Source organism: Roseovarius sp. Pro17 (assembly GCF_035599575.1).
GTDB lineage: Bacteria > Pseudomonadota > Alphaproteobacteria > Rhodobacterales > Rhodobacteraceae > Roseovarius.
This window is the reverse complement of the sequence record NZ_CP141179.1, coordinates 1,424,361-1,448,402: the sequence shown is the minus strand read 5'-3', so window position 1 is coordinate 1,448,402 and position 24,042 is coordinate 1,424,361. Positions and strand designations below refer to the sequence as shown.

Annotated in this window: 19 protein-coding genes and 1 tRNA gene; 12 read left to right on the top strand and 8 right to left on the bottom strand. The window is 60.2% G+C overall.

Translation table 11 applies throughout. The annotated features are described in order from the left end of the window. The first annotated feature begins 1 nt into the window (after position 1). The 4 genes from U3654_RS07005 (at position 2) to U3654_RS06990 (ending at position 5,820) form a co-directional block, all read left to right on the top strand. Positions 2 to 1,069 carry a dipeptidase gene (locus tag U3654_RS07005; RefSeq protein WP_324755245.1) on the top strand — a complete coding sequence of 356 codons (1,068 nt, stop codon included), beginning with the start codon at positions 2 to 4 and terminating at the stop codon, positions 1,067 to 1,069. Between the two features lie 529 nt (positions 1,070 to 1,598). After that, positions 1,599 to 2,441, top strand: a complete 843-nt coding sequence (locus tag U3654_RS07000; protein ID WP_324754622.1) for a PRC-barrel domain-containing protein — start codon at positions 1,599 to 1,601, stop codon at positions 2,439 to 2,441. 725 nt (positions 2,442 to 3,166) lie between these two features. After that, on the top strand, positions 3,167 to 4,402 hold the full coding sequence (locus U3654_RS06995) for a putative DNA modification/repair radical SAM protein (protein ID WP_324754621.1): 1,236 nt from the start codon (positions 3,167 to 3,169) through the stop codon (positions 4,400 to 4,402). After that, positions 4,402 to 5,820, top strand: a complete 1,419-nt coding sequence (locus U3654_RS06990) for a UdgX family uracil-DNA binding protein (RefSeq protein ID WP_324754620.1) — start codon at positions 4,402 to 4,404, stop codon at positions 5,818 to 5,820. Before U3654_RS06995 ends, U3654_RS06990 begins: the two co-directional genes overlap by 1 nt. 274 nt (positions 5,821 to 6,094) lie before the next feature. Here the strand turns inward: U3654_RS06990 and U3654_RS06985 are convergent, their stop codons facing one another. Beyond that, positions 6,095 to 6,652 carry a hypothetical protein gene (locus tag U3654_RS06985; RefSeq protein ID WP_324754619.1) on the bottom strand — a complete coding sequence of 186 codons (558 nt, stop codon included), beginning with the start codon at positions 6,650 to 6,652 and terminating at the stop codon, positions 6,095 to 6,097. Positions 6,653 to 6,754: 102 nt separating this feature from the next. Continuing rightward, positions 6,755 to 6,829 (bottom strand) — tRNA-Asn (locus U3654_RS06980). 400 nt (positions 6,830 to 7,229) lie between these two features. Between U3654_RS06980 and U3654_RS06975 the strand changes: the two genes are divergently transcribed. The 5 genes from U3654_RS06975 to U3654_RS06955 all read left to right on the top strand — a co-directional run bounded on the left by U3654_RS06975 (position 7,230) and on the right by U3654_RS06955 (position 12,076). Beyond that, positions 7,230 to 8,429, top strand: coding sequence for an aromatic ring-hydroxylating dioxygenase subunit alpha (locus tag U3654_RS06975; RefSeq protein WP_324754618.1), 1,200 nt, complete (start codon positions 7,230 to 7,232; stop codon positions 8,427 to 8,429). Between the two features lie 64 nt (positions 8,430 to 8,493). After that, positions 8,494 to 9,357: an ABC transporter permease gene (locus U3654_RS06970; protein WP_324754617.1), complete on the top strand. Its 864-nt coding sequence runs from the start codon at positions 8,494 to 8,496 to the stop codon at positions 9,355 to 9,357. Next, positions 9,354 to 10,190, top strand: coding sequence for an ABC transporter permease (locus tag U3654_RS06965; protein WP_324754616.1), 837 nt, complete (start codon positions 9,354 to 9,356; stop codon positions 10,188 to 10,190). Before U3654_RS06970 ends, U3654_RS06965 begins: the two co-directional genes overlap by 4 nt. Positions 10,191 to 10,192: 2 nt before the next feature. Further along, a complete protein-coding gene (locus U3654_RS06960; RefSeq protein WP_324754615.1) occupies positions 10,193 to 11,296 on the top strand; it encodes an ABC transporter ATP-binding protein in 1,104 nt (367 codons plus the stop codon). Positions 11,297 to 11,302: 6 nt separating this feature from the next. Further along, a complete protein-coding gene (locus tag U3654_RS06955) occupies positions 11,303 to 12,076 on the top strand; it encodes a methyltransferase domain-containing protein (protein ID WP_324754614.1) in 774 nt (257 codons plus the stop codon). 64 nt (positions 12,077 to 12,140) lie between these two features. Here U3654_RS06955 and U3654_RS06950 read toward each other — a convergent pair whose 3' ends face one another. Both U3654_RS06950 and U3654_RS06945 read right to left on the bottom strand, forming a co-directional pair. Beyond that, a complete protein-coding gene (locus U3654_RS06950) occupies positions 12,141 to 13,205 on the bottom strand; it encodes an extracellular solute-binding protein (protein ID WP_324754613.1) in 1,065 nt (354 codons plus the stop codon). A gap of 173 nt (positions 13,206 to 13,378) precedes the next feature. After that, positions 13,379 to 14,755 carry an aminotransferase gene (locus tag U3654_RS06945; protein ID WP_324754612.1) on the bottom strand — a complete coding sequence of 459 codons (1,377 nt, stop codon included), beginning with the start codon at positions 14,753 to 14,755 and terminating at the stop codon, positions 13,379 to 13,381. Positions 14,756 to 14,902: 147 nt separating this feature from the next. Here U3654_RS06945 and U3654_RS06940 point away from each other — a divergent pair, with 147 nt between their 5' ends. Next, positions 14,903 to 15,556: a TetR/AcrR family transcriptional regulator gene (locus U3654_RS06940; RefSeq protein WP_324754611.1), complete on the top strand. Its 654-nt coding sequence runs from the start codon at positions 14,903 to 14,905 to the stop codon at positions 15,554 to 15,556. On the opposite strand, the gene U3654_RS06935 is transcribed toward U3654_RS06940, so the two are convergent. After that, a complete protein-coding gene (locus tag U3654_RS06935; protein ID WP_324754610.1) occupies positions 15,534 to 16,724 on the bottom strand; it encodes an aromatic ring-hydroxylating dioxygenase subunit alpha in 1,191 nt (396 codons plus the stop codon). The two genes, U3654_RS06940 and U3654_RS06935, sit on opposite strands and share 23 nt — an antisense overlap. After that, positions 16,721 to 18,805, bottom strand: a complete 2,085-nt coding sequence (locus tag U3654_RS06930; protein ID WP_324754609.1) for an FAD-dependent oxidoreductase — start codon at positions 18,803 to 18,805, stop codon at positions 16,721 to 16,723. The genes U3654_RS06935 and U3654_RS06930 overlap by 4 nt, the downstream gene beginning before the upstream one ends. A 118-nt stretch (positions 18,806 to 18,923) precedes the next feature. Here U3654_RS06930 and U3654_RS06925 point away from each other — a divergent pair, with 118 nt between their 5' ends. Both U3654_RS06925 and U3654_RS06920 read left to right on the top strand, forming a co-directional pair. Further along, positions 18,924 to 20,606 carry a phosphotransferase gene (locus U3654_RS06925; RefSeq protein WP_324754608.1) on the top strand — a complete coding sequence of 561 codons (1,683 nt, stop codon included), beginning with the start codon at positions 18,924 to 18,926 and terminating at the stop codon, positions 20,604 to 20,606. Beyond that, positions 20,603 to 21,889: an aspartate aminotransferase family protein gene (locus tag U3654_RS06920; RefSeq protein ID WP_324754607.1), complete on the top strand. Its 1,287-nt coding sequence runs from the start codon at positions 20,603 to 20,605 to the stop codon at positions 21,887 to 21,889. The genes U3654_RS06925 and U3654_RS06920 overlap by 4 nt, the downstream gene beginning before the upstream one ends. Before the next feature lies 1 nt (position 21,890). On the opposite strand, the gene lipA is transcribed toward U3654_RS06920, so the two are convergent. Then, on the bottom strand, positions 21,891 to 22,838 hold the full coding sequence (gene lipA / locus U3654_RS06915) for a lipoyl synthase (RefSeq protein ID WP_324754606.1): 948 nt from the start codon (positions 22,836 to 22,838) through the stop codon (positions 21,891 to 21,893). 163 nt (positions 22,839 to 23,001) lie between these two features. Then, on the bottom strand, positions 23,002 to 23,928 hold the full coding sequence (locus tag U3654_RS06910) for a hydrogen peroxide-inducible genes activator (protein ID WP_324754605.1): 927 nt from the start codon (positions 23,926 to 23,928) through the stop codon (positions 23,002 to 23,004). Positions 23,929 to 24,042: the final 114 nt, after the last annotated feature.

Genomic DNA, 24,042 nt, shown 5'->3' with positions numbered 1-24,042 from the left:
CATGACGAAAATCCCCCTAATATTTGACGGACACAACGACTTTCTTCTGCGCCTGCTGCGCGATCCCGACAATCGAGAGGCAACCTGGCTAACCGATACCGGAAAGGGCCATCTGGACCTGCCGCGCATGCAGCAGGGCGGATTTGGCGGCGGCTTTTTCGCGATCTATATCTCGTCGCCCGACCTGCCCCATGACATCGACGACGAAATGGAGAACCCGCCTTATTCCCTTCCCCTGCCACAGCCGATTGACGTGACCACGGCACAGCCGGTGGCTTTGGCCATGGCCGGGCATCTGAAATGGATGGAGCGCGCGTCCGAAGGTCGCTTCAAAATCTGCCGCAGCGTCATGGAACTGCGTGACTGTCTGGCGACCGGCATCATCGCCGCGATCATGCATCTCGAAGGGGCCGAAGCGATCGGCACCGACCTTGATGCGCTATACCTGTTTCACGACATGGGCCTGCGGTCCATCGGCCCTGTTTGGAGCAGGCCGACAGTGTTTGGCCATGGAGTGCCGTTCGCCTTCCCCTCCTCGCCCGATACCGGGCCCGGCCTCACTCAGGCGGGCAAGAATCTTGTTCAGCTTTGCAATCGCATGGGGATAATGGTCGATCTGTCGCATCTGAACGAGGCAGGCTTCAATGATGTTGCTTCGCTCAGCGATTCGCCACTGGTGGCCACCCATTCCAACGCCCATGCCATCACACCGTCCTCGCGCAACCTCACCGATCGGCAGCTGGCAATGATCCGCGATAGCGGAGGCATGGTCGGTGTCAACTTTGCTACTGGTTTTCTCAATTCCGATGGTAAAAAATCTGCCGACCGGGGCTTTGATCCGATCTTGCGGCATCTGGATCATCTGATGAGCCATCTGGGCGAGGATCACGTCGGTTTCGGCTCTGACTTCGACGGCGCGCAAGTGCCAGCAGCCCTGCGCGATGCTGCGGGATTGGGTGCGCTGCGCTCGGCGCTCTCGCAACATGGGTTTGATGAGGCATTGTTGACCAAGCTATGCCATGAAAACTGGTTCAAACTGCTGGAGCGCACCTGGAAACCGGAGAATTGACACCACGTCTCGACCAGTTTTTCAACTACCGGATTGCGCACCTTAGGCCCGGGCATTGCCTGGCGGCATAGTAAGAACTCCATTCGATAAAGCTCTTGGCTTCTTGAGAATGAATTCAGCTGATGGCGCGCCCTTTCCCTCGATCTTGCCGGTTTGGAAAACGAAAGCCCGATGACCGCAAGTCAACGCTGGATGCATCGAAAATCGGAAGGATGCTGTTCCGCGTGCAAAGGGAATATGCGCGCGTTCGCTGTGCCCGTCTCTTTGCACTGAAGACCGATGATCTAGCCGCGGTCTATCGGCGCGTTTTTGACGTCGTGATCGTCGGTGTCGATCGGGTTTTCCGGCTTGCTGGTGGAGTAGGACGATCACCCCTTCGGCGTAGCCGGTCGGTGCGTTCTTCGGCGATGCAAGAGGCAAAGCAGGGTGCAAGCAGATGAACACAAAAGAATAAATCTTGTCTGGAACCGATTGCGATGAGCGCCGTTATCTAGCCACACCAAGACTAGCAACTAACAAAGGATTAACAATGAAACGTCTTCTTAGCACCACCGCCCTCGTCATCGCCATGACAGGCGCCGTCCATGCTCAAACCGAAACTGCGGGCTTTGGTCAGGTCGAGATGCAGCAAGGCGATTTTTACGCCTCCGACCTGATTGGCATGCGGATCTATAACTCCGAAAACGCCGTCGCAGCAGATTCGACTATCGCCGATGGCGGCGAAGTTGAGTGGGACGACATCGGCGAGATTAACGATATCATCGTCACCCAAGACGGCAAAGTCAGCGCAGTAATCTTGGGCGTTGGCGGCTTCCTCGGAATGGGCGAGCGCGACGTCGCAGTACCGATGAATGAAATCACCGTCGTGCGTGAAGACGGCGATAGCGATGACCGGTTCCTGGTCGTCTCGACAACCAAAGAAGCGCTGGAGCAAATGCCCGCGTTCGAACGCGACATGGATATGGACGCCGAAGCCGACGTCGATATGGACGACAACACGGCTGCAGTCGACACGGACGCTGTCGGCACCGAGCGCGAAATGCTGACGCGCCCCGCAGTTGAGCGTGATGGTTATGCCGAGGCCGATATGGCAGCCGTTCGTCAGATGACGTCGGAAGACCTAGAAGGTACCACCGTCTACGGCGCAAATGACGAAAGCGTTGGTGAAATCGACGCTCTGGTAGTGGGCGACGATGGCACGATCAGCGAAGTCGTCGTCAATGTTGGCGGATTTCTGGGACTGGGCGAAAAGCCGGTCGCAGTGACGTTCGACGAACTCCAGATCCTTCAGGAGCAGGACGGCGACGATCTGCGCATCTACATCGACAGCACCCAGGAGGCGCTGGAAGCACAGCCGGAATACAACCAGTAATCTGATTGCCCGTTGTGACCATCAAGGCCCATCCGTCACTGGATGGGCCTTTTTCAATTTCCGCATTCTGCTTGGCGATTGTCGGTGTAGTGGATAGCTGCGCTGCCTTCGCAGAGGCCTGTGATCATGCTTCGGCTTCTCGGTTCGACAAGGCTTGCGCCCCTTTACTCTATTACTTGCTCTTTGCAGCACGATGACAGGCCTGTCAGCGCAACAACAACGTGTGCCATGGTATGAGAGGTCAATGGGTCCGCGTTGAATTTGGCCGAAGCGAAAGGCGCCATTCAACGACGCCGCACATTGCTCGCGGCGGGCAAAGGAACACCGCGCTGACGGCCTGCTGCTATGGGAACGGATACTGCTGCTAGTGAAGCTGACGCCACTCTTTGGTCTGGGCCCGTGAGCCGGATTGTCGGCTGAACGGGGCGCACGGAAAGGCGCTGGACCGTCGTGCCCGTTGGCGCGACCGGTGAAATCGTCCACACGCGCAGTCTGGATCAGCGCGAGCTTTGCCCCGCGATATGCGCGATCAGCCGGATAATCAGTGGTGCTGATGGTCGGCATCGCAGTGGTCAAGGTGTTGCTACGGCTGGAATAGACACGCGTATCGCGTTCCAAAGGCGATGGTCGAGATATTTCGAGTGAGATGACTGACATTCGCAAATAGTCGCCGCTATCAATTTAGATTGATGACAAGTGTCGTGAGCAGAACATATACAGAACACATGGCCAAACATACCCTTGAACAAAAACTAGCGATTCTCAGCGATGCGGCGAAATATGATGCTTCATGTGCCTCCTCTGGGTCCAACAAGCGCAATTCTCGCGACGGCAAGGGACTGGGATCAAACGAAGGCACTGGCATCTGTCACGCCTATGCACCGGACGGTCGCTGCATCAGCCTGCTGAAGATCCTGATGACGAACTTTTGCATCTACGATTGCACCTATTGCATAAACCGGGTGTCCTCAAACGTGACACGTGCGCGGTTCAGCGTCGATGAGGTGGTCAAGCTGACCATCGAATTTTACCGCCGCAACTACATTGAGGGGCTATTCCTGTCATCCGGCGTGATCCGCTCACCGGACGCCACAATGTCGGACATGGTGCAGATTGCACGAAAACTGCGGCACGAAGAGAATTTTCGCGGATATATCCACCTCAAGACCATCCCAGATGCCGCACCCGAACTGATCGCCGAGGCGGGGCTTCTGGCGGACCGCTTGTCTATTAATGTCGAACTGCCCACCGATGCGGCCGTGCAGCAATACGCGCCAGAAAAGAAACCCGAGCAGATCCGCAAGGCAATGGCGGACGTGCGTCTGCACAAGGAAGCGGCCAAGGAAACTTCTTTCACCGGCAAGAGGCCTGCGCGCTTTGCACCTGCGGGGCAATCCACGCAGATGATTATCGGCGCGGATGGCTCAAATGATGCGACGGTGTTGGGGCAATCCACCCGGCTCTACTCCAGTTACAAGCTAAAGCGGGTATATTATTCGGCGTTCTCGCCCATACCCGACGCCTCATCGAAACTACCGCTGATCCCCCCGCCCTTGCAGCGAGAACACCGGCTATATCAGGCCGACTGGCTGCTGAGGTTCTATGATTTTCAGCTGGATGAGATCACGTCGGTCACCGCTGACGGCAACCTCGATCTGGAGGTCGACCCCAAGCTGGCATGGGCGTTGGTTCATCGCGAGGTATTCCCCCTCGACGTTAACCGCGCCAGTCGCGAGATGCTGCTGCGGGTGCCGGGGTTCGGGATCAAGACCGTGAACCGAATTCTATCAACCCGGCGGTATCGAGCCCTGCGCTACGACGATCTGATGCGCATGGGCGCGTCGATGAAAAAAGCGCGCGCCTTTGTTACGGCAAGGGGTTGGTCGCCGGGTGGATTGATCGACACTGCCGACTTGCGCGCGCGTTTCCTGCCGCCGCCACAGCAACTTACGCTATTCTGATGCAGCGGGCAATCATTCCCCAGATCGGTGCAGCAGCCGCATGGCGCGATGCAGCGCGGCGGTTTCTGGCGGCTGGTGTGCCGCCCGGCCAGATCGCATGGGGCGATCAATCTGCCGTGCCGGACCTTTTCGCCAGGGACACCCCCCTACCCGTTGGCATCGCGCCCACAGTCCCCCGCAGCTTTGTCACGATGGCGCGAACCGTTGTCTGGCACAGCGATCCTGAACGTTTTGCGCGGCTTTACGCGTTTCTTTGGCGATTGCGGGCCGGGCCGCAATTAATGGCGGATCGCGGCGATCTTGACCTCGCGCGCTTGCGCAAGATGGAGAAGAATGTGCGGCGCTGTCAGCACAAGATGAAGGCTTTTGTCCGGTTTCGCGAAATCGGCGCACCGGATGCCGCGCGCCGCTCGTTCGCCGCGTGGTTCGAGCCGACACATCACACGGTGGAGCCTACGGCGGATTTTTTTGTAGGTCGCTTCAACGATATGGACTGGAGAATTGTAACGCCCGACGTATCCGCGGTTTTCGAGAACGGAACGCTGTCCTTTCACAAAGGCATGGCCAAGCCCGATCTGCCAGATGATGCCAGCGAGCAGCTTTGGGTGACTTACTTTCGCAACATCTTCAACCCTGCCCGCCTGAAGGTAAAGGCGATGCAATCGGAGATGCCCAAGAAATACTGGAAGAACATGCCAGAGGCGGCGGCCATACCCGACCTGATCGCGCAAGCCCCCGCCCGCGCCCAAGCCATGGCAGAGGCCGCGCCCACCCTGCCGCCCACCCGCATGCCGCAGGTGCAGGCGCAGCTGGCAAGCTGCACGTCGGCTTGGGATGGTCCCGAAGGCGCGCTGCCCGGTGCAATAGCGGCCTGCACCCGCTGTCCACTTTACCGAACTGCAACGCAAGCCGTGCCGGGTGAGGGGCCGCCGGACGCCGATCTGATGATCGTCGGTGAACAGCCGGGCGACCTCGAAGACCTCAGCGGGAAACCATTCATCGGCCCCGCAGGTCAACTATTCGACCGGGTAGCAACGGTTGCCGGGCTGGATCGCCGGGAGGCATACGTCACGAATGCAGTAAAGCACTTCAAATTCACGGCGCGAGGCAAACGCCGCATACACCAGCGGCCCAACACATCTGAGATCGATCACTGCCGATGGTGGCTGGATGCTGAGGTGGCACAGATCGCACCGAAACTGATCCTTGCAATGGGCGCGACAGCCGTCGAAAGCCTGACCGGGAAAGGCGGAGGAATTCTGTCGCGTCGTGGTCAGATTGAGCGGTCCTTGTCAGGTCTGCCCGTCCTGATCACGGTGCATCCCTCATACCTGCTTCGGCTGCAGGATTCTCAGGCCAAGGCCAGTACGACGGCACTATTCCAAAACGACCTGCGCCAGGCCGCAAGCTTGCTTTAGTAGATTCCCTCTACCGGCTTTTGGCGAAGTTCGCGTCGAGGCTCAGGCGGTTGCATTTGTCAAACCATCCTTGCCTGTAACGGTCGGCGCGGTGCGCGACCGCCCCCCTTGCGCATGGTGCGGCGCGGCTATCCAACCTGAAAATCGGCCCGACATTCGCCATTGCAATCACACCTGCGCAAATAGTTCCGACAACGCGGGTCGCGAGGGCCATGCCCTCCAGCATTCCCGTTAGTCCGAGAGTGAGGAGACCCCAACAATAAGGGCGCCTACACTATTTCGAGGTGCGGGGCGCTGTGACGGCACTAGCAAACTCTAGTCTGCTCCGCGTCGATTTCTGATAGCGCTTCAACTCTTCTCGTATGTCTATCAACTCGCGGAGAAGCAAATCAGCCTCTTCAACAGCTTCATCGATTTGTCGGTGAGAAATGTTTTCATCGACGTGCATCCACTGTTTCGCGTCGCCAACACGCTGTTGGAAATAGTGTTCAACTGATAGTGCACCTTTGCCATCGTTATGGAACCAAGCGCCGTGGGCCGCAAGGTTTCGATTAGTCATTCCTTGTTTAACCCGAATTGCTGCTAGTCGGATTCGTAGTTGAATGCCTACAGGGCCGTAAGAATTGGATCGCCTAAGCGCTTCTACAAGCTTCGAAGTGCTCATTTTCACCTTTAGAAAATGCTCAATCCGCGCAGGAGTGTATAACTCGTATCCTTGGGCGAGCTGGACGATATGCCAGGAAGCCAATTCGATGTGCGCGCACGATTGCATGTAGATTGCGTATCGAACAAGGAAAGTTGCTGGCAACATGCTTTCTACTACTGTGCGCACCTTTGCCTCCTCCTACTGTTACCCCAGATGTTACCCCTGACACAAAATCAGAGAACCCGCCAAAGCGGGTTCTGGGTAGCTATCTAATTCTATTGGTATTTTTGGCTCCGGCGGTAGGGATCGAACCTACGACCAATTGATTAACAGTCAACTGCTCTACCGCTGAGCTACGCCGGAACACGAGGTGCCGTATAGCAATGCGGTCTGAAGACGTCCAGTGGCATTGTGACAAAAATTCAGGAAGGTTGCGGGCGCGTGAATGATGATCCCTGCAGGAACGCATTGGAGTCAGATCTGCGGTGAAATATAGCTAGATAAACAGCCTCCCGGCATGCTCTTGCAGACTTGGGGAGAGAGTTTTGGCGTGATCAATGATGCCAAAACAAATGCCGGGCGAAAAACAGCATCCAAGGAGTATTCTTGCCCCTCATGTGCGCCGTCAGTGCCGTCGTCGATGCGTCGACGACACGGGCTTCGGCCAGTTCATTGCATACGCAATCACACATGCGAATATTTTTTGTTTGAGCGCTCAGTTAAATTACTTATACTCGCGACAATATCAGCAGGAGCAGCCGCTATGGAGACGCAAAACACCCAAGTCCCGAACCATTGGGATCGCAAGGGACTGCCCGCATGGAGTTTTTTCAGTTCTGAGATGTTGGAGGCTGAGAAAGAACAGCTGTTTCGCCGGCATTGGCAGGTCGTGTGCCATATCAGCGACGTCCCCGAGCCGGGCGACTTCATGGCCTCCGATCTGGTGGGCGAGCGAGCGCTGATCATCCGCGGTCGTGACATGAGGGTGCGCGCATTTCATAACCTGTGTCGGCATCGTGGATCGCGCGTGGTGGCCGAGAATTCTGGCAATTGCCGCTCGGCCATCGTCTGCCCCTTCCACGGTTGGGCCTATAACCTCGACGGCACGCTGCGCGGCGCATCACAGCCGCAATCGCTGCCCGATCTGGATCCGGTGAAAATGGGGCTGAAACCGATCGAGATGGAAATCTGGCAGGGCTTTATCTTTGTGAGGTTCAAGCCCGGGCCCCAGCCCTCGGTGGCCAAAGTCATGGCGCGCTTTGATCAGGAACTGGCGCAGTATGATCTTGAAAACCTCGTCCCTGCCCCCGACAGCTTCTGGGCAAGCGAGATCGTGGCAAACTGGAAATGCGTGCGCGACGTCGACAATGAAGGCTATCACGTGCCCATGGCCCATCCGGGTCTGCACGATCTATTCGGCACCCACTACCATGACGAGCCGTTCACGAACGGCACCTCCCGCTCGCTAGGGCAGTTTCGCGAGGGCAAGCATCGCCTGTGGAGCGTCGAGCAATACAAGACCATCCTCAAGGCGCCCGAGCGTCTGGATGACGATCACAAGGCCGCATGGCTTTATGTCGGGATGTTCCCGAACCTCGTCTTTGGCTTTTACCCTGACTCGGTGATTTTCTATCACGAATTTCCGGTTGAAAACGGCAAGACCATTCAGCGTGGCACCACTTACCGGCACCGTGATGAGGACCGCCAGATGCGCGCCGCGCGCTACCTGTCGATGCGCATCGACCGCATCACCAGTAAGGAAGACGAGCAGCTGATCGAATGGACATGGGAGGCCGCGTTTTCCAGTGGGTTTGACGGGATCATCCTGTCGGATCTGGAATATGGCGTGCGCACCTATCACGACGCCCTGCGCAAGATTTTCCCGGTGCTGGACGGCGATGAGCCGCCCCAAGGGACATTACGAAAGGCAAATGACGATCTGCTGGCAGCCGACGCTTCATGAGCGTACTTGTCTTGGACCCGGCGCCGTGTAACGCTCATCCAGTCCTTTCGGAGACTCTCCAATCGTGCCCAGCCTGAGCCAAGAGAGCCGTCGGGGCCTGACCCTCCTCAGCCCGACGCTGATCTATGCCCTTGTCATGCTGGCAGCACCTCTGACGATGGTGGTGATGTTCAGCTTCTGGACGCAGGATTACCTCGATCTGGACAAGACATTCACCTTTGCCAACTACCGCGAGGCGTGGACGCAACCGATTTTTCAGGTGCTGATGTGGCGCTCGCTGCGTATCTCGCTGGTCGTGACTACGGTGACGGTCATTCTGGCCTTTCCCATCGCCTATTACCTGTCGTTTCATGTCAAAAGCCGCAAGGCGCTGTGGCTGTTCCTGATCACCGTGCCGTTCTGGACCAGCTACCTTTTGCGTGTGTTTCTGTGGAAAGTGATCCTGGGCTACAACGGCGTGCTGAATTCATCCCTGATGGAGTTGGGGATCATCGAAAAGCCGCTGACCTTTATCCTCTATAACGCGAACGCGGTGGTGCTGACGCTGGCGCATGCATGGGCGCCCTTCGCGATCCTGCCGATCTTTGTCGCGTTGGAGAAAATCGACCGCTCGCTGCTGGAGGCGGCCGAGGATCTGGGCGATGGCCCGCTACGCCGGTTTTTCCGCATCACCCTGCCGCTGGCGATGCCGGGCGTCGTCGCCTCGACGCTGATCGTGCTGATCCCCACCGTCGGCGACTACATCACACCCAAGCTGGTCGGCGGCACTGACGGGCTGATGGTCGCCAACATGATCCAGATCCAGTTTGGCAAGGCCAACAACGCGCCCCTTGGCGCGGCGCTGGCGGTGTCCTCGATGGTCGTCGTCGCAGCGATCAGCGTCGGCATCTATTTTGCCGGCAAGAAATTCGGCGGAAAGGTGAAATGATGCGCAGCGTAGGGAATTTCATCTCGTCCAAATGGCTCGTGGTCTATGCCGTCGCCTACATGCTGTTTCTCTATGCGCCGGTCATCTTGCTACCCCTCTTTGCGTTCAATGACGCAACGGTGGTGGCCTTTCCGCTCAGCGGCTACACGACCAAATGGTTCAGCCTACTCTGGTCGACCGATGCGCTGCACGGTGCAGTGCGCAACAGCGCAATCGTCGCGATGACAACGGCACTCATTAGCACGCTGCTGGGCGCCTGTGCCGCGCGATCCGCCGCCAATTATTCGTTTCCGGGCAAGAAGGGCGTCATGGGCTTTATCATGCTGCCGCTGGTCCTGCCGGAAATCATCGTGGCCGTCGCCCTTCTTGTCATGTTGATGCAACTGGGCATGTCGCTATCGCTGTGGACAGTGATCGCGGGCCACGTCCTGATCTGCACGCCCTTTTCCATCGCGATCCTCAGTTCGGCCTTCGCCGGAATGGAAAACAGCCTAGAGGAGGCATCGTTTGATCTGGGGGAAACGCGCTGGGGCACGTTCCGGCGCGTGACGCTGCCGCTGATCATGCCGGGCGTGGTTTCCAGCCTGCTCATCACCTTCACCATCAGCCTTGATGAGTTCATCATCGCGTTTTTCCTGACCGGCACGGACGTCACCCTGCCCGTCTATATCTGGAGCCAGCTACGTTTCCCGTCCAAGCTGCCGTCGGTCATGGCGCTGGGAACGATCCTGCTGATTGTCTCGGTCGTGCTGCTGATCATCGCCGAAGTATTCCGGCAACGCGCGGCCCGGCGGCAAGGAATGGACGCCGGCGCAAAACAGGGACTTGTCTGAAAATGGCCAAAGACGATTACACCGCCATCATCGAAATCAAGGACGTCTCCAAGAGCTTTGGCGCCGTTCATGCGCTGAGCGGCGTGGATGCGACCATCCATGAGGGCGAGTTTTTCTCGCTGCTGGGTCCGTCGGGCTGCGGCAAGACGACCCTTCTCCGCCTCATCGCCGGGTTCGAGCAGACGACGGGCGGCACCATCACGATTGCTGGCAAGTCGATGAAGGATATCCCGGCCAACAAGCGCCCGACAAACATGGTGTTTCAAAGCTACGCAATCTTTCCTCACCTTAATGTAGCTGAGAATGTCGGCTATGGCCTCGTGCGCAAAAAACTGGGCAAGGACAAGATGGCCAAAGAGGTCGAGCAAGCCCTTACGATGGTCGACCTTGCCGGTTACGGCGAGCGCAAGGCACATGAGCTGTCGGGCGGCCAACGCCAGCGGGTCGCGTTGGCGCGTGCGCTGGTAATGCGGCCCAAGGTGATCCTGCTGGACGAGCCGCTGTCGGCGTTGGACAAGAAGCTGCGCGACCAGATGCAGCACGAGCTGCGCAGCCTGCAAAAATCGCTGGGCATCACCTTTATCCTCGTCACGCACGATCAGGAAGAGGCGCTGATCATGTCCGACCGGATCGCCGTCATTTTCGATGGCAAGATCGCACAACTCGCCTCGCCAGAAGAACTCTATCGCAGGCCTGTCACGCGCAAAGTGGCGTCGTTCATCGGCGTGATGAACTTTCTTGAGGCCACAGCGACGGGCGGCGGCGACGCGCCCTATCGCCTCAGCATTCCGGCCCTTGGCGACGTCGAAATTCCCACTGCGCAAGCCCCTGCGGGACTAAGCGCCGGGCAGATCAACGTCGTCGGCGTGCGCCCCGAGATGTTCACCATCGTCGACGATGATACCGGCGGATTCGAGCGCGAGGTGCAAGGCACCGTCACCGGCACCGACTACTACGGCGATATGACCTACTACACTGTCGCGCTGGAAGGCGCGTCCGATCCTGTCACAATCTCTATGCGCAACACCGCCGGGCGCGTTGTGGCCCGCGAGGGCGCCAAGGTGACCGTTGGATGGGGCGCAGATTCCATCGTCCTGCTTGAGTGATCCACAATGGCTGAGCCGCTTTATGACAACGGCCACATCTTATTCCTCGAAATGCTCTGGGGCGAAGGATACCTCTCGCCCGGCGGCCCTGAGGAAGTCGCGCGCGTATTGGACGGGTCGGACCTACACGGCAAGCGCGTGCTGGATGTCGGCTGCGGCTCGGGTGCGATCACTCTGTCGCTGGCCCGCGACCACGGCGCGGCCCAGGTCACGGGTATTGACGTCGAGGCCGATGTCGCCGCCGCCGCCCGCGCACGTATCAGCGCCGCCGAGGCCGAGGACAGCGTCACGATCGAGCAGGTCACACCCGGCCCCTTCCCTTATCCATCAGGCGCGTTCGACGTGGTCTTTTCCAAGGATTCGATCATCCACATCCCCGACAAGGAATTCCTCGCACGCGAGGCCTATCGCGTGCTGTCGCCGGGTGGCTGGTTTGCAGCATCCGACTGGCTGATCGCGCATGACGATGTGCCTTCGCCCGAAATGACGGCCTATCTGGCGCTGGAGGATCTGGGTTTTCAAATGGCCTCGCCCCGCCGCTACATCGCAGCGCTTGAGGATGCCGGGTTCGTCCATGTCGAGGCGCGCAGCCGCAATGCGTGGTATCTGCACGTCGCGCGCGACGAACTGGCCCTGCTGGAAGACCGACGAGACGAATTGAGCACCGCACATGGACGCGATTTCATCGAGCATTCCATCATCACTTGGCGCGCGATGATTGGCGTTCTGGAAACGGGTGAGCATTGCCCGCATCATCTGCGCGGGCAAAAACCAGCCTAAGCCCGCCGAACGAAAAGAGCGGACCCGAAGGTCCGCTCTCTAACTCGTCGGCTCCATCTTAGTCTTAGAAACCCGCTTTGATCAGCTCGAACTCGGCGATCATCTTTTCGCGCAGCTCAAACGGCAGGGGTGCCTGCCACAGCGTATTCTCGCGCAGTTTGTCGCTGGTCTGCAGGCCGACCGCTGTCAGCGTCTCTTCGGGCAGCGCGTTCATGGCCTCGGCGTTCGAGTGGCCATAACCCCATGCAGTCACAATATATTCAGCCGATACAGGCTCTAGCCATGCATTGATGAAATCGTAGAATTTGTCATCACTGCCCTGCCCGTCCGCCAGCTTGGTATAGCCGCAGACCCAGCTGGAAGCGCCCTCTTCGGTGTCGCGCTTGATGGCGATGGGATGACCCTCGCCGCTCATGGTCGAATACGTCTCGTTCCACGCCCAGGCCAGATAAACCTCACCGCTTTGCATCAATTGCGCGAGGGACGAGCCGTCCGACCAATAGGCGCGCACGTTCGGATGCACCTTGCGCAGGAAATCCGAGGCAGCCGCAAACTCTTCGTCCGTCGCCTTGGTCCAGTCGGTCACACCGATCGCCAGAAACGCCAGCGCATAGGCGTCGTCGACATTGTCGCCGATGGAAATGCGGCCCTCATTCGCCGGATCTGCAAAGGCCTGAAGGGACGCGACGCCCTCTTCGGTAAGCAGTTCGGTATTGTAGATGACGGCGGTATTGCCCCAGTCGATCGGCACAAAATAGCTCTCGCCGTCTTTCTTATAGGCCTCAATATCGCGAAAGCCCGGCTCCAGCTCATCCCAGCGATCAATGCGTGTGGTGTCGATCGGCTCCAGCAGGCCCGCCTCGATCCATTTGGGTACAGATTGCGAGCAGGGATGCGAAGCATCGGCCTGAAAGCCTGAGCGCAATTTTTGGAACGCCTCTTCTTCGTCGCCAAAATAGGCGAAGGTCGGCGCCTCGCCATGTTCGTCGATATACGCTTGAAAGAACCCCGGATCCTCGTATCCGGCCCAGTCAAAAATGGTCAGTTCGGAATCGTTTGCCGATACGGCACCCGCCGCGATAATCGCAGCGGATGAGACGGCAAAGGCGAATTTTTGGCGTGCAGACATATGGTTTCTCCTTGTTGGGCGGCTCTTTTGCGGGCGCTTCTTTGCCCGTGGCCTTGCCAAAGAGGCTAACAGGAAACCGGCACGGCACAAGGTTTAATTGAGCGCTCAATCATAAAGATGGAAACAAGATTACTCGTTAAAATTCATTTAGTTAAGATCCACTCCTAACATATTCACGCAGTCAATCGGCGCTCTACCTCTTCGAGTGCGCGCTCGAGAATATCGAACATCTCGTCTATCTCGGCGCGGGTGATGATCAACGGCGGCGAGAAGACGGCCATGTTGATCAGCGGACGCACAAGCAACCCCATTTCCTCGCAAACTTCGTCCAGCATGGCGCCCAGCCGCCGCTCACCCGCCAATGTACGCGCACCGCCCTCGATGCAGCCGAGTAGGCCCATGCCACGTACGTCGCCGACAATGTCAAACTTGCGCAAGGCTTGCAGACGCTTCTGAAAATACGGAGCAATTTCGCGGACATGCTTTAGAATGCCCTCATTCTCGATAATCTCGATATTTTTAAGCGCAGCAATGCAGCAGACCGGATGGGCCGAATACGTGTAGCCATTGGCGAACAGCACGCTGTCATCTGAATCGGTGATACGCTCCATCACCGCGTCCGAGATGATGCAAGCCCCGAGCGGCAAATAGCCGGAGGTCAGACCCTTGGCGCAGGTGATGATGTCTGGCGTGATGCCGAACACGTCCTGCGAGGCAAACCAGTGCCCGAGGCGTCCAAAACCGGTGACAACCTCGTCTGAAATATAAAGGATGTCGTGCGCCTTGCAGATTTCATGCGTGCGCTTGTGATATCCTTCGGGCGGTATGATCACGCCGCCCGAGCACAGGACCGGCTCGGCGATAAAGGCGCCCACGTTCTCGGGACCCACTTCGGCAATCATGTTTTCGAGGTCAGCTACCTTTTCGTCGCACCAATCCTGCACACTCTGCCCTTCGGCGCGGCGGGATGGATTGACGTCGGGCAGGAAGCGCACCAGCCGGCTTTCCACGTCAAAGCGGGATTTATCCCGCTCTTTCCCCGTCACAGACGATGCCAGATAGGTCGAGCCGTGATAGCCCTTTTCCCGCGCAATCACGATCTTCTTGTCCGGACGACCAAGGCGATTGTTCAGGAAATGCATGGTGCGGATCGCGGTATCGACGGCGGTCGAGCCGCCGGTGGTGAAAAACACATTGTTCAGATCACCGGGCGCCATGTCTGCGATCTTTTTGGCCAACAGCGCCGAGGGCTCGGTCACTGTCGTCCAAGGCGAGGTGTAGGGCAGCGTCATGACCTGCGCGGCGATGGCATCGGCCATTTCCTGACGTCCATAGCCGATTTGCACGCACCACATACCCCCCGGCCCGTCGATGAATCGCTTGCCGGACGCGTCCCACAGATAGATGCCCTTGGCGCTGTCGACCATCATATGATCGTAGCCGCGCCAGTCATCCATCGCGGCCCATGGGTGCAATTGGTGCGTGCGGTCGAAATCGTGCAGCTCTTCGGTGTCGGGCTGATTGGTCTGTGTGTTGACGACGCTATCCATGGCTTGTGTCCTTTCGCAAGTCGTGAGCGTAACGTATCACGGCATTGCACGGCGTAAAGTTTTTTTGAGCGCTCAAACAAAGAAATTCGATGTGGCGCAGGCCTCTCTGCCCAGATATTGAGACGTCCGAACCATGATGGCGAGCCAATGACAAATCAACAAACCGCCAAGCCGCGCAAAGAGCGCAAGGAAAACGCCGACAAGCGCCGCCAGCAATTGCTGGACGCAACCTGGCGCTCGATCGCCGAGAACGGTCTGTCGCGGACCACGCTGGCTACTGTGGCAGCGCAGGCGGAACTTTCGCAGGGCGTCGCGGTGTTCTACTTCAAATCCAAGGCAGGCCTGCTGACCGAGGCACTGCGCGATCATTATGCGCGGTATCAGGCCAATTGGGAACGCGCGCTCAGCGAGGCAGGCAGCGATCCAGCGGACCGCCTGATCGCGCTGATCCGCGCAGATTTCGATGCGGATATCTGCAATCCCGAGGCGCTGTCGATCTGGTATGCCTTCTGGGGCGAGCAGAAGTTTACGCCCGATTATGCGCAGGTCACAGCCGAGTTCGACGTTGCCCGCGTCGAGGCGATGCGCGCTGCCTGCGCCGCGTTGATGACCAGCGCGCCCGAGTCCGAAATCATCCGCACTGCCGAATGGATCGACACGTTTTCCGACGGGTTCTGGCAACGCCTGCACGTGCTGCCCAGCGATTACGACGCGCAGCGCTGCCTAGATGAAACGCTGCAATTGGCCGCTCACCTCATACCGCAGATCGCCGATCAGCTCAACGGATCTGGTCGGCGCTGACGCTGAGATAGTCGTCGTAAAAGGCCGCGATGCCCCATTCCATTTCCGACAGCGGTCCCGGTACGAAATGGTGCGAATTCACGCCTTGCTGATTGTGGCGGATAATCCGCTCATCATCCAGCGACGTGGCGTGCCAGAGCCATGTCAGATCGCCATGATCATAGTCGCGACCTGCCTCTGCATCCTCGCGCACGAACCAGACGACCTCGATCCGCGTTTCTTGCAGCGCAGTTGGGACAAAGCGGTATCCGATCATGTGATCTGCGTAGATCAGAAAGTTGTTGAGGATGCCGATCTGCATATCTGTCGCACCCCCGTCAAAGCCTGACAGCCCGCCCAGTAGCGGCGCCAGCGGCGCGCCTGTGCGACTGCCGGTATCGTAGCCCTCGAACAGCGGATAGCGCCTGAGAAACAGCGTTGCTGCGCCGGGATCGTTGCGTGTGACCTCGCCTGTCGGCACGCCCGCCGCGCGGCTGCGCGCCTCAAGCTTATCAACCAGTCCCGCATTCATATGCGCCGGATCTTTGATGCTGTGCGAGCGTGCAAATTCGAGATGCGCGGGGCCGCAATGATAACATTCCATATAATTCTCGATCGCCAGCTTCCAGTTGGCTGGGACGGGATAGGTCGCTGTATGCGCGATGCGCGTCTTGCCCAGATCGAACGGCGCGACCAGTGGGCGAAGCCGGCGCAGGCCCTCGTCGATTTCGGGTGGCTCATCGCCCGCGCAGACAAAGAGCAGCCCCTCAAAATTGCGCAGATGCAGTGACAGCAGGCCGTAGTCAGCAGGATCAAACCCCTCGCCCATCTCGCGCGCACGGCGCAGCTGGCCTGTCAGTTCGTAGGTCCAGGCGTGGTAGGGGCACGAGAAAACGCGCGTGTTGCCCGATGCCTCGAGGCACAGGCGCGAGCCGCGGTGGCGGCACACATTCTGAAACGCGCCTATGCCGCTGTCGCGGTCGCGCGCGATGATCACGGATTCGGGGCCGTAGTCGAAGGTGATGAAATCGCCGGGTTTTTTCAGCTGGCTTTGATGGCCAACCCAGATCCAGCTGCGATTCCAATAGTCGCGAATATCGCTCTCGTAAATGTCGGGTGATGTGTAGAACTCGCGAACATGGGCGTAGCCGGGGCGGTAGCCCGGCCTCAGCTTTGCGATGGCGTTCATGGCTGGTCCCCTTCGTCTGTCAGCGCGATCATCTCGCGCCGGAAAAATGCGGCCTCTACCCCCTGCGGATCGCACTCAAAGGCACGCGCAGCGGCGTGGCCCGAATGAACGGCATCGGCGATCAGCCCGGGCTGCGCAGCGTCCCCGATCAACTCGAGCGTCTCCAGCGCGATGCCGCCATCAGCGCGCATGGCAGTCAGTTCATCGAACAGCGCCGTTTCGCGCTGCCGCCCAGTGACCATCAGGACGGAGGCGCAGGGAATAGCGCGCTCGGCCTCGCCATAGACGCCGTTGGTGATGCAGGTCTCCGCACTCACGCGGGTCAGCACCCTGCCCGTCTCGATCCGCACGCCCAAGGCGACGAGGCGGCTCTGAATGCATGCCTGCTCCAGCGTCATCTCGGCCCATGGCGACACGATTGGCGCGGGCGTGATGAGGGTGACGTCCCGACCCGCCTCGGCCAATTGTGTGGCCAGAACCCCGCCCATATAGGCCGGATCGTCGTCATAGATCGCAATTGGTCCTGCGGGCGGCTGCATGCCGTCCACGATATCATCGGGCGTCAGGATCGTCATGGTGGCGTCCATGGGAATGGGGCCGTGCGATGTGCGTCCCACCCCGTCCCGCCGCCACGTCGCGCCCGTAGCGACAAAGACATGAGCGATGCCCAACTCAGCCACCTCGCCCGCGCTGAGCGCGCTTTGCGCATAGATCGAGACATTGGCGCGTTGGCGCAGATCGTGCAGACGATTATCAGCCACACGCCGCCACGCGCCAAGGCCAGACAACCCGCCTTCGCGGTGCACACGTCCACCTAGTTCAGCGCGCGAATCCGCCAGCGTGACGCCATAGCCACGCCGCGCCAACTGCATCGCGCACTCGAGTCCTGCAGGGCCAGCGCCGATAACCAGCGCCGCCTCAGCTGCGCCCTTTGGCGCGATCTTTTCAGGGTGCCAGCCGCGCCGCCACTCTTCGCCCATGGTCGGGTTCTGGGTGCAGCGGATCGAGATGGCTTGGTTGTCGCTTGCGACGCAAATGTTGCAGCCGATGCACTCGCGGATCTCCTCCACTCGGTTCTCGCGAATCTTGACCGGCAGGAACGGATCGGCGATGGACGGACGCGCGGCACCGATGAAATCAACGATGCCCTTTTCCACCATCGAGATCATCATATCGGGCGAACTCAGCCGCCCGACACCCACAACGGGTCGCTGCGTCAACTCTTTGACAAAGCTGATGTAATCGTTCTGATACCCGTCCTCGGGCTGAAACCGTGTTGTGGCGCTGTCATTGTCCCAACCCGAGACGTTGACGTCCCAAAGATCGGGCAGATCGGCCAGCATCTGCACCACTTCGCGCCCTTCGCCCTCGGCCTGCATCCCGGCGGGCCCCTGCATCTGATCGACGGCAAAGCGGAAGGCGACGGCGCAGGTATCGCCCACCTCCTCTTTCGTCTCTTCCAGCAGTTCGCGGATCAGGCGCGCACGGTTTTGCAGGCTGCCGCCATATTCATCGCTCCGCTGGTTCGACTGCGGCAAAAGGAAGTGTTGTGGCAGTGTCATTTCATGTCCGGCATAGACATAGATGATATCGAACCCCGCCTCGCGCGCTCGTCGCGCCGCTGCGCGATGCCAAGCGCGCAGGTTGCGAATATCGGCCTTGTCCATGGCGCGAGCCTGCTTGGGGTAGAGCGTCGCGATCGCGCCGTCAGACGGGGCCAGAACCGGCGCGCGGGTGCCCAGATTGGCGGCATGCGCGCCGTTATGGGCCAGTTCGATCCCCGCCAGCGCGCCGTGGGCGTGGATGGCATCTGTCATCAGCCGCAGCGCGGGGATGTCGGCCGCGTCCCAGAGGCGGCCCTCGGGAGAGGGGCTAAGGTCCGACGTGGGGTGAATTTCCGTCTCTTGGTTGCACACCACACCCCAACCACCCTCGGCCTTCATGCCGCGTACGGCAGCGTCGGCGCGCGGGCGCAGATAGCCCATTCCGGTGCAATGTGGGACCTGATAGAACCGGTTTGGCGCGGTCACAGGACCGATGCGGACCGGCTCGAACAATCTTGCGTATTTCCCACCTGACATCGCGTGACTCCCTTGGTTTGGCCATTGTCGCCGTAAATGGACAATCGTCCATAATTGACTTGTCGGGGCCTCTCATGTCAACTGTGGCGCGTAAATCAGCAGGATCGGGGCCGCGCCGGTGACAGTCGAAACGTCAGACCGACCCGGCAAGACCGGCAACCGCCAGCGCCTGATCGCGGCGGCGCTGGATGCCATTGCCGAGCGTGGCTTTGCAGCGGCGTCCATCAGCGAGATCGTGACCCGCGCGGGGCTGTCGCGGGGCATGGTCCACCTGCATTTTCACGACAAGGATGCGTTGATCGCCGAGGCTGCGCGCCACGCCAGCGATGTCTATTATGCCCAGCTAGAGGCGCATCTAAGCGCCGCGTCGCCCGGCCCCACAGGCACGATCCGCGCCGTCGTCGCCTGCGACCTGTCGGATGCGGTGATGAATGCCCGCACCGTCGGCATCTGGTACGAACTGCGCGGTGCCGCGCGCACCAGCCCGGCCATCGCCGTCCATAGCGACACACGCGGCGGGCGGTTAGAGGACGTTTTGATCGAGGCGTTCCGTGCTTTGGCAGCGCGCGCCGACCACTCATCCCAGGCGCTGGCCCAAGACGCCATGCGCGGCACCATCGCGCTGCTCGACGGGATCTGGACCGACTTTATGCTGCATCCCGAAGGATATGATGCGGGCCAGGCCCAACGTGTGATCTTTCGCTTTCTGAACGGGCTTTTTCCCGGCCAGTTCGCGCCACAGGGCGCAAGCCCGGATCTGCACTCAGAGCTAACCGCGCAGTTCGACCCGCCCTTGCTGAGGCTTGACGTGGTAGCGGCCCTACTGGCGTATCACTATGGCCTCGCAGGCGAATTGCGCCCCCTTACGGGCGAGCGTGAGCAGAACCTGCGCCTTGATGGTCCGGACGGGTGCCGCTACGTGGTCAAGATCGCCCGCGCATCGGATGCGCCCGGCGCGATCGCATTCCAGACGCGTGCCTTGCGACATCTAGCAGGCGATCTGGTAGGGCGTGGTATCCCCGCCGTGCATTTCACCAAGGGCGGCGAGCCGATCCTGCGGCACTGTGCCACCACCTCCGATATCATCGAACTGCGCGTGCTGGATTATGTGGCAGGGCAACCGGTCGCAGATGGCGATGCACCAACCCCGACGCTTGCGAGCGCTGCTGGCAGGTTGCTGGGGGCGACGTCCAGCGCGCTGGCACGGTTGGATGCGACCCCGCCGCCCGCCTTCATGCCGTGGAACATCGAAAATGGCCTGCTGGATGATCCGGCACTCTGGGCCTTGGGGCAGGCCGATATCCGTGCGCGTGAGGCCGATTTACGCGCCCGCTATCAGCGCCTTCTGCCCCGCCTCATGCGCCAGCGGATGCAAGTGATCCACGGCGATGCGCATCTGGAGAACCTGCTGCGCAGCGCACCGGATGCCGAGGACGTGTCAGGGCTGATCGACTTTGGCGATATGTCCGTCGCGCCGCTGGTCTGCGATGTAGCGATCCTTGCGCTCGGCTTTGCCGAAAACGTCAGCGACCCCGCTGCGATGGCCGCTGCGGCGGTGGCGGGCTATCACTCCGCCTGCCCGCTGACGGGGGCCGAGTTGGACCTTATCCACGAGGCGATGGTTGCAAGGCAAGCGCTTTCAGTGCTGCTACTCGACGCAAAACTATCTGCGCCCCGCATACGAAACGAAGCGCTTTATACCATGCGCGCAGGACTCATGGACCGGCTAGGACCATTGGCCGAGATGGACGGTGCCACGGTGACATCGGCAATCCGCGCGGCCTGTGGAGTGGCGCGATGACGGGCGCCGATGATCTGATGTGCCGCCGCAATGCGGTTCTGGCGCCCTCATACTATCACAGCTTCGCCGCACCTCTGCATATTGTGCGAGGCGCGGGCGTCTGGATGTGGGATGCCAGCGGAAAGCGCTATCTCGATTGCTATAACAATGTGCCTTCGGTGGGACATTGCCACCCGCGTGTCACAGCCGCGCTGACGGCACAGGCCGAAACGCTGAACACCCACACCCGCTATTTGCACGATGGCATCGTCACACTGGCCGAGCGGATGCTGGCCAAGCTGCCCACCGCCGTCGATACTGCCGCCTTCACCTGCACCGGGTCCGAGGCGAACGATCTGGCGCTACAAATGGCGCGGCGTTTTACCGGTGCCGAAGGCGTCGCCGTGTTCGATCACGCCTATCACGGCAACAGCGCGCTAACGCTGGCGGCGTCGCCGTCGGAATATCCCGCTAGTGAGCGGCCAGACTGGCTCTGCGTGCTGGAACCGCCGAACCTGTTTCGCGGGCCTTACCGTGCGGGCGATTCAAAGGCCGCAGAAAAATATCTGGCTCAGGCGGTTCAGGCGTTGGACGCATTGGAGTCGCGAGGTCATCGGCTTGCCTGCCTTTTGCTAGATGCCAGTTGGGACGCCAATGGCCCGCTTATCGCGCCCCCCGGCTATGTCAGCGCACTTTGCGACGAGATGCGCAGGCGCGGTGGGCTGATCATCTGCGATGAGGTGCAGGCGGGCTATTGCCGCTTGGGCGCGCATTGGTGGGGATTTCAGGACTACACCGTCACGCCCGATATTGTCACCTGCGGCAAACCTATGGGCGCAGGTCACCCTGTCGCCGCCACTTTCGCACGCCGCGACGTGGCGCAGGCGCTGGCCGATACGTCAGTCTATTTCAACACGTTCGGCGGCAATCCGGTCTCGGCTGCGGTCGCGAATGCGGTGATCGACGTCATCGAGGACGAGGGATTGCTGGGGAATGCGGGCCGCGTCGGCGCCTACTTCCGCACGGCTTTGGCCGCCCTGCAAGAGCGGCATCCAATGATCGGTGCGGTTCAAGGCGCGGGGTTGTTTTATGGTCTCGACATGGTGTCGGATCGCAAGACGCGCGCTCCATTCAGCCGCGACGACATGGCGCGCCTCGGCAGCATGATCGCCGAGGAAGGCGTGTTAACAGGCATCTCCGGCGCAATGGGTCAGACGCTGAAGCTGCGCCCTCCGCTGGTCTTTGGCCAAGAGCATGTTGACATCACTGTGGCGGCGATAGATCGCGCGCTGACGCGGCTCTGAGTTACGCCAACTTGGCCAGCCGCGCATCGCGCAGCCGTGCGAAATCGTCGCCCGCATGGTAGGATGATCGGGTGAGCGGCGTGGCCGACACCATCAGAAACCCCTTGCCGAATGCCGCCTTTTCATAGGCTGCGAATTCCTCGGGTGTGACGAACCGGTCCAGCACGTGATGCTTGGGCGTTGGTTGCAGATACTGGCCGACCGTCAGAAAATCGATATCGGCAGCGCGCATATCGTCCATGACCTGATGCACTGCCGCGCGCTCTTCTCCGAGGCCGACCATGATGCCGGATTTGGTAAAAATGGTCGGGTCCATTTCCTTGACCCGTTGCAGCAGGCGAAGCGAATGGAAGTAGCGCGCGCCGGGACGGACGGATTGATAAAGACCCGGCACGGTTTCGAGGTTGTGGTTGAACACATCCGGCTTGGCGTCAACGACGACCTCCAGCACAGCGGGATCGCAATGCAGGAAATCGGGCGTCAGGATTTCGATCGTGGTGCCGGGGCTGCGGTGGCGGATGGCACGAATGGTCTGAGCGAAATGCTCGGCCCCGCCGTCCTTGACGTCATCGCGGTCGACGGATGTGATGACGACGTGGTTCAGGCCCAGCTTTTGCACTGCATCGGCGACGCGGCCCGGTTCGAACGCGTCCAGATCCTCGGGCGGCTTGCCGGTGGCGATGTTGCAGAAGGTGCAGGCACGGGTGCAGACCTCGCCCATGATCATCATGGTGGCGTGGCCCTGAGACCAGCATTCGCCGACGTTCGGACAGCCCGCCTCTTCACAGACTGTTGTCAATTTATGCTCGCGCATGATGCGGGCGGTCTGGGCATAGCCCTCACCGCCAGGCGCCTTTACGCGAATCCAGCTGGGTTTCTTTGGCTGGGCATTATCGGGGCGCTTTGCCTTTTCGGGGTGGCGCTGCGCCGGAATTTTTAGATCACGCACGACATCGGTCCCCGCGAATGGTTTGGTAACTTTGATCCAGTATATGCATGGATGGGGGGAGTTGCCAGTATAGCCGCACTGCCGATTGTAGTGTGCGACGTTTAACCAGTGCCCCCCACCGCAAGCGTGCCCTACGCCGGGTGAAATGGCGGCTTTTGCGACATCAGCCCGCGCGCGCTGCCCGCGTAATCTGCGTCCCCACGTCCGTCAGAACGACTGCCAATTGCGCAAACCACCCCTCGCCTGTCGTGGAGGAACGTCGCACAAGGCAGATCGTCCGTGCAGGCTCGGGCGCGGCGAACCGCACCAGCCTGACCCCCGGCGCGCCGCGAACCTCAACCTCGGCGGCGAGTTCCGGCATCAGTGTCAGGCCAAAGCCCGCCGCGACCAGCCGCGTTAACGTCGCCAGCGACGACGCGCCCATGTCGATCTGCGCATGGCCCCTGCCCCGCCCGCACAGCTCCAGCGCCTGATCGGTCAGGCAATGCCCGTCCTCCAGCAGCAAGAGCTGCTGTGCGCCAAGGCCCTCGGGGCGCAATGTCTCGATCTCCTTGCCTATGGCCGCAAGCCGCGCCGCACTTCCCGCCAGCAGGAATCGATCCTCGAATAGCGGCTGCGCTATCAATCCGCTCGCGTCGACCGGCAGCGCCATCACGGCGGCATCCAGCCGCCCGGCGGCAAGGTCTGTGATCAGCCGATCAGTCTTGGCCTCCTGCACCTGCACGTCCATCGAAATGTCGCCGCTGCGCAGCGCCTCCAGCGCGCCGGGCAGCAGATAGGGCGCCAGCGTCGGGATCAGTCCGAGGCGCAGACGCCCGGATAGCCCGTCGTGCCAACGCGCGGCGTCCTCAAGGCTACGCACCCCCTCACCCACGACCTCGGCGTGGCTCAGCATAAGGCGGCCGAAGGGTGTCAGCACCACGTCGCGCGCACGACGTTCGACCAGCGGCTGACCCAGCGCGCCCTCCAACTCGCGGATCTGCACCGATAGCGCGGGCTGCGATATCGATACGGCCGCAGCCGCGCGACCGAAATGGCGGTGCTCGGCCAGCGCGCGGAAATAGGTCAGTTGACGCAAGGTGACGTTCATAGCTTTTCCTTATCGCAATCCAAAGAAACTGCAATTTGCTTTTATGGCGATGCCGATCCATGTTCAACTTGGAACGATTCTAGATGCCGTAAGAGGCATCGAATCCACGCAATT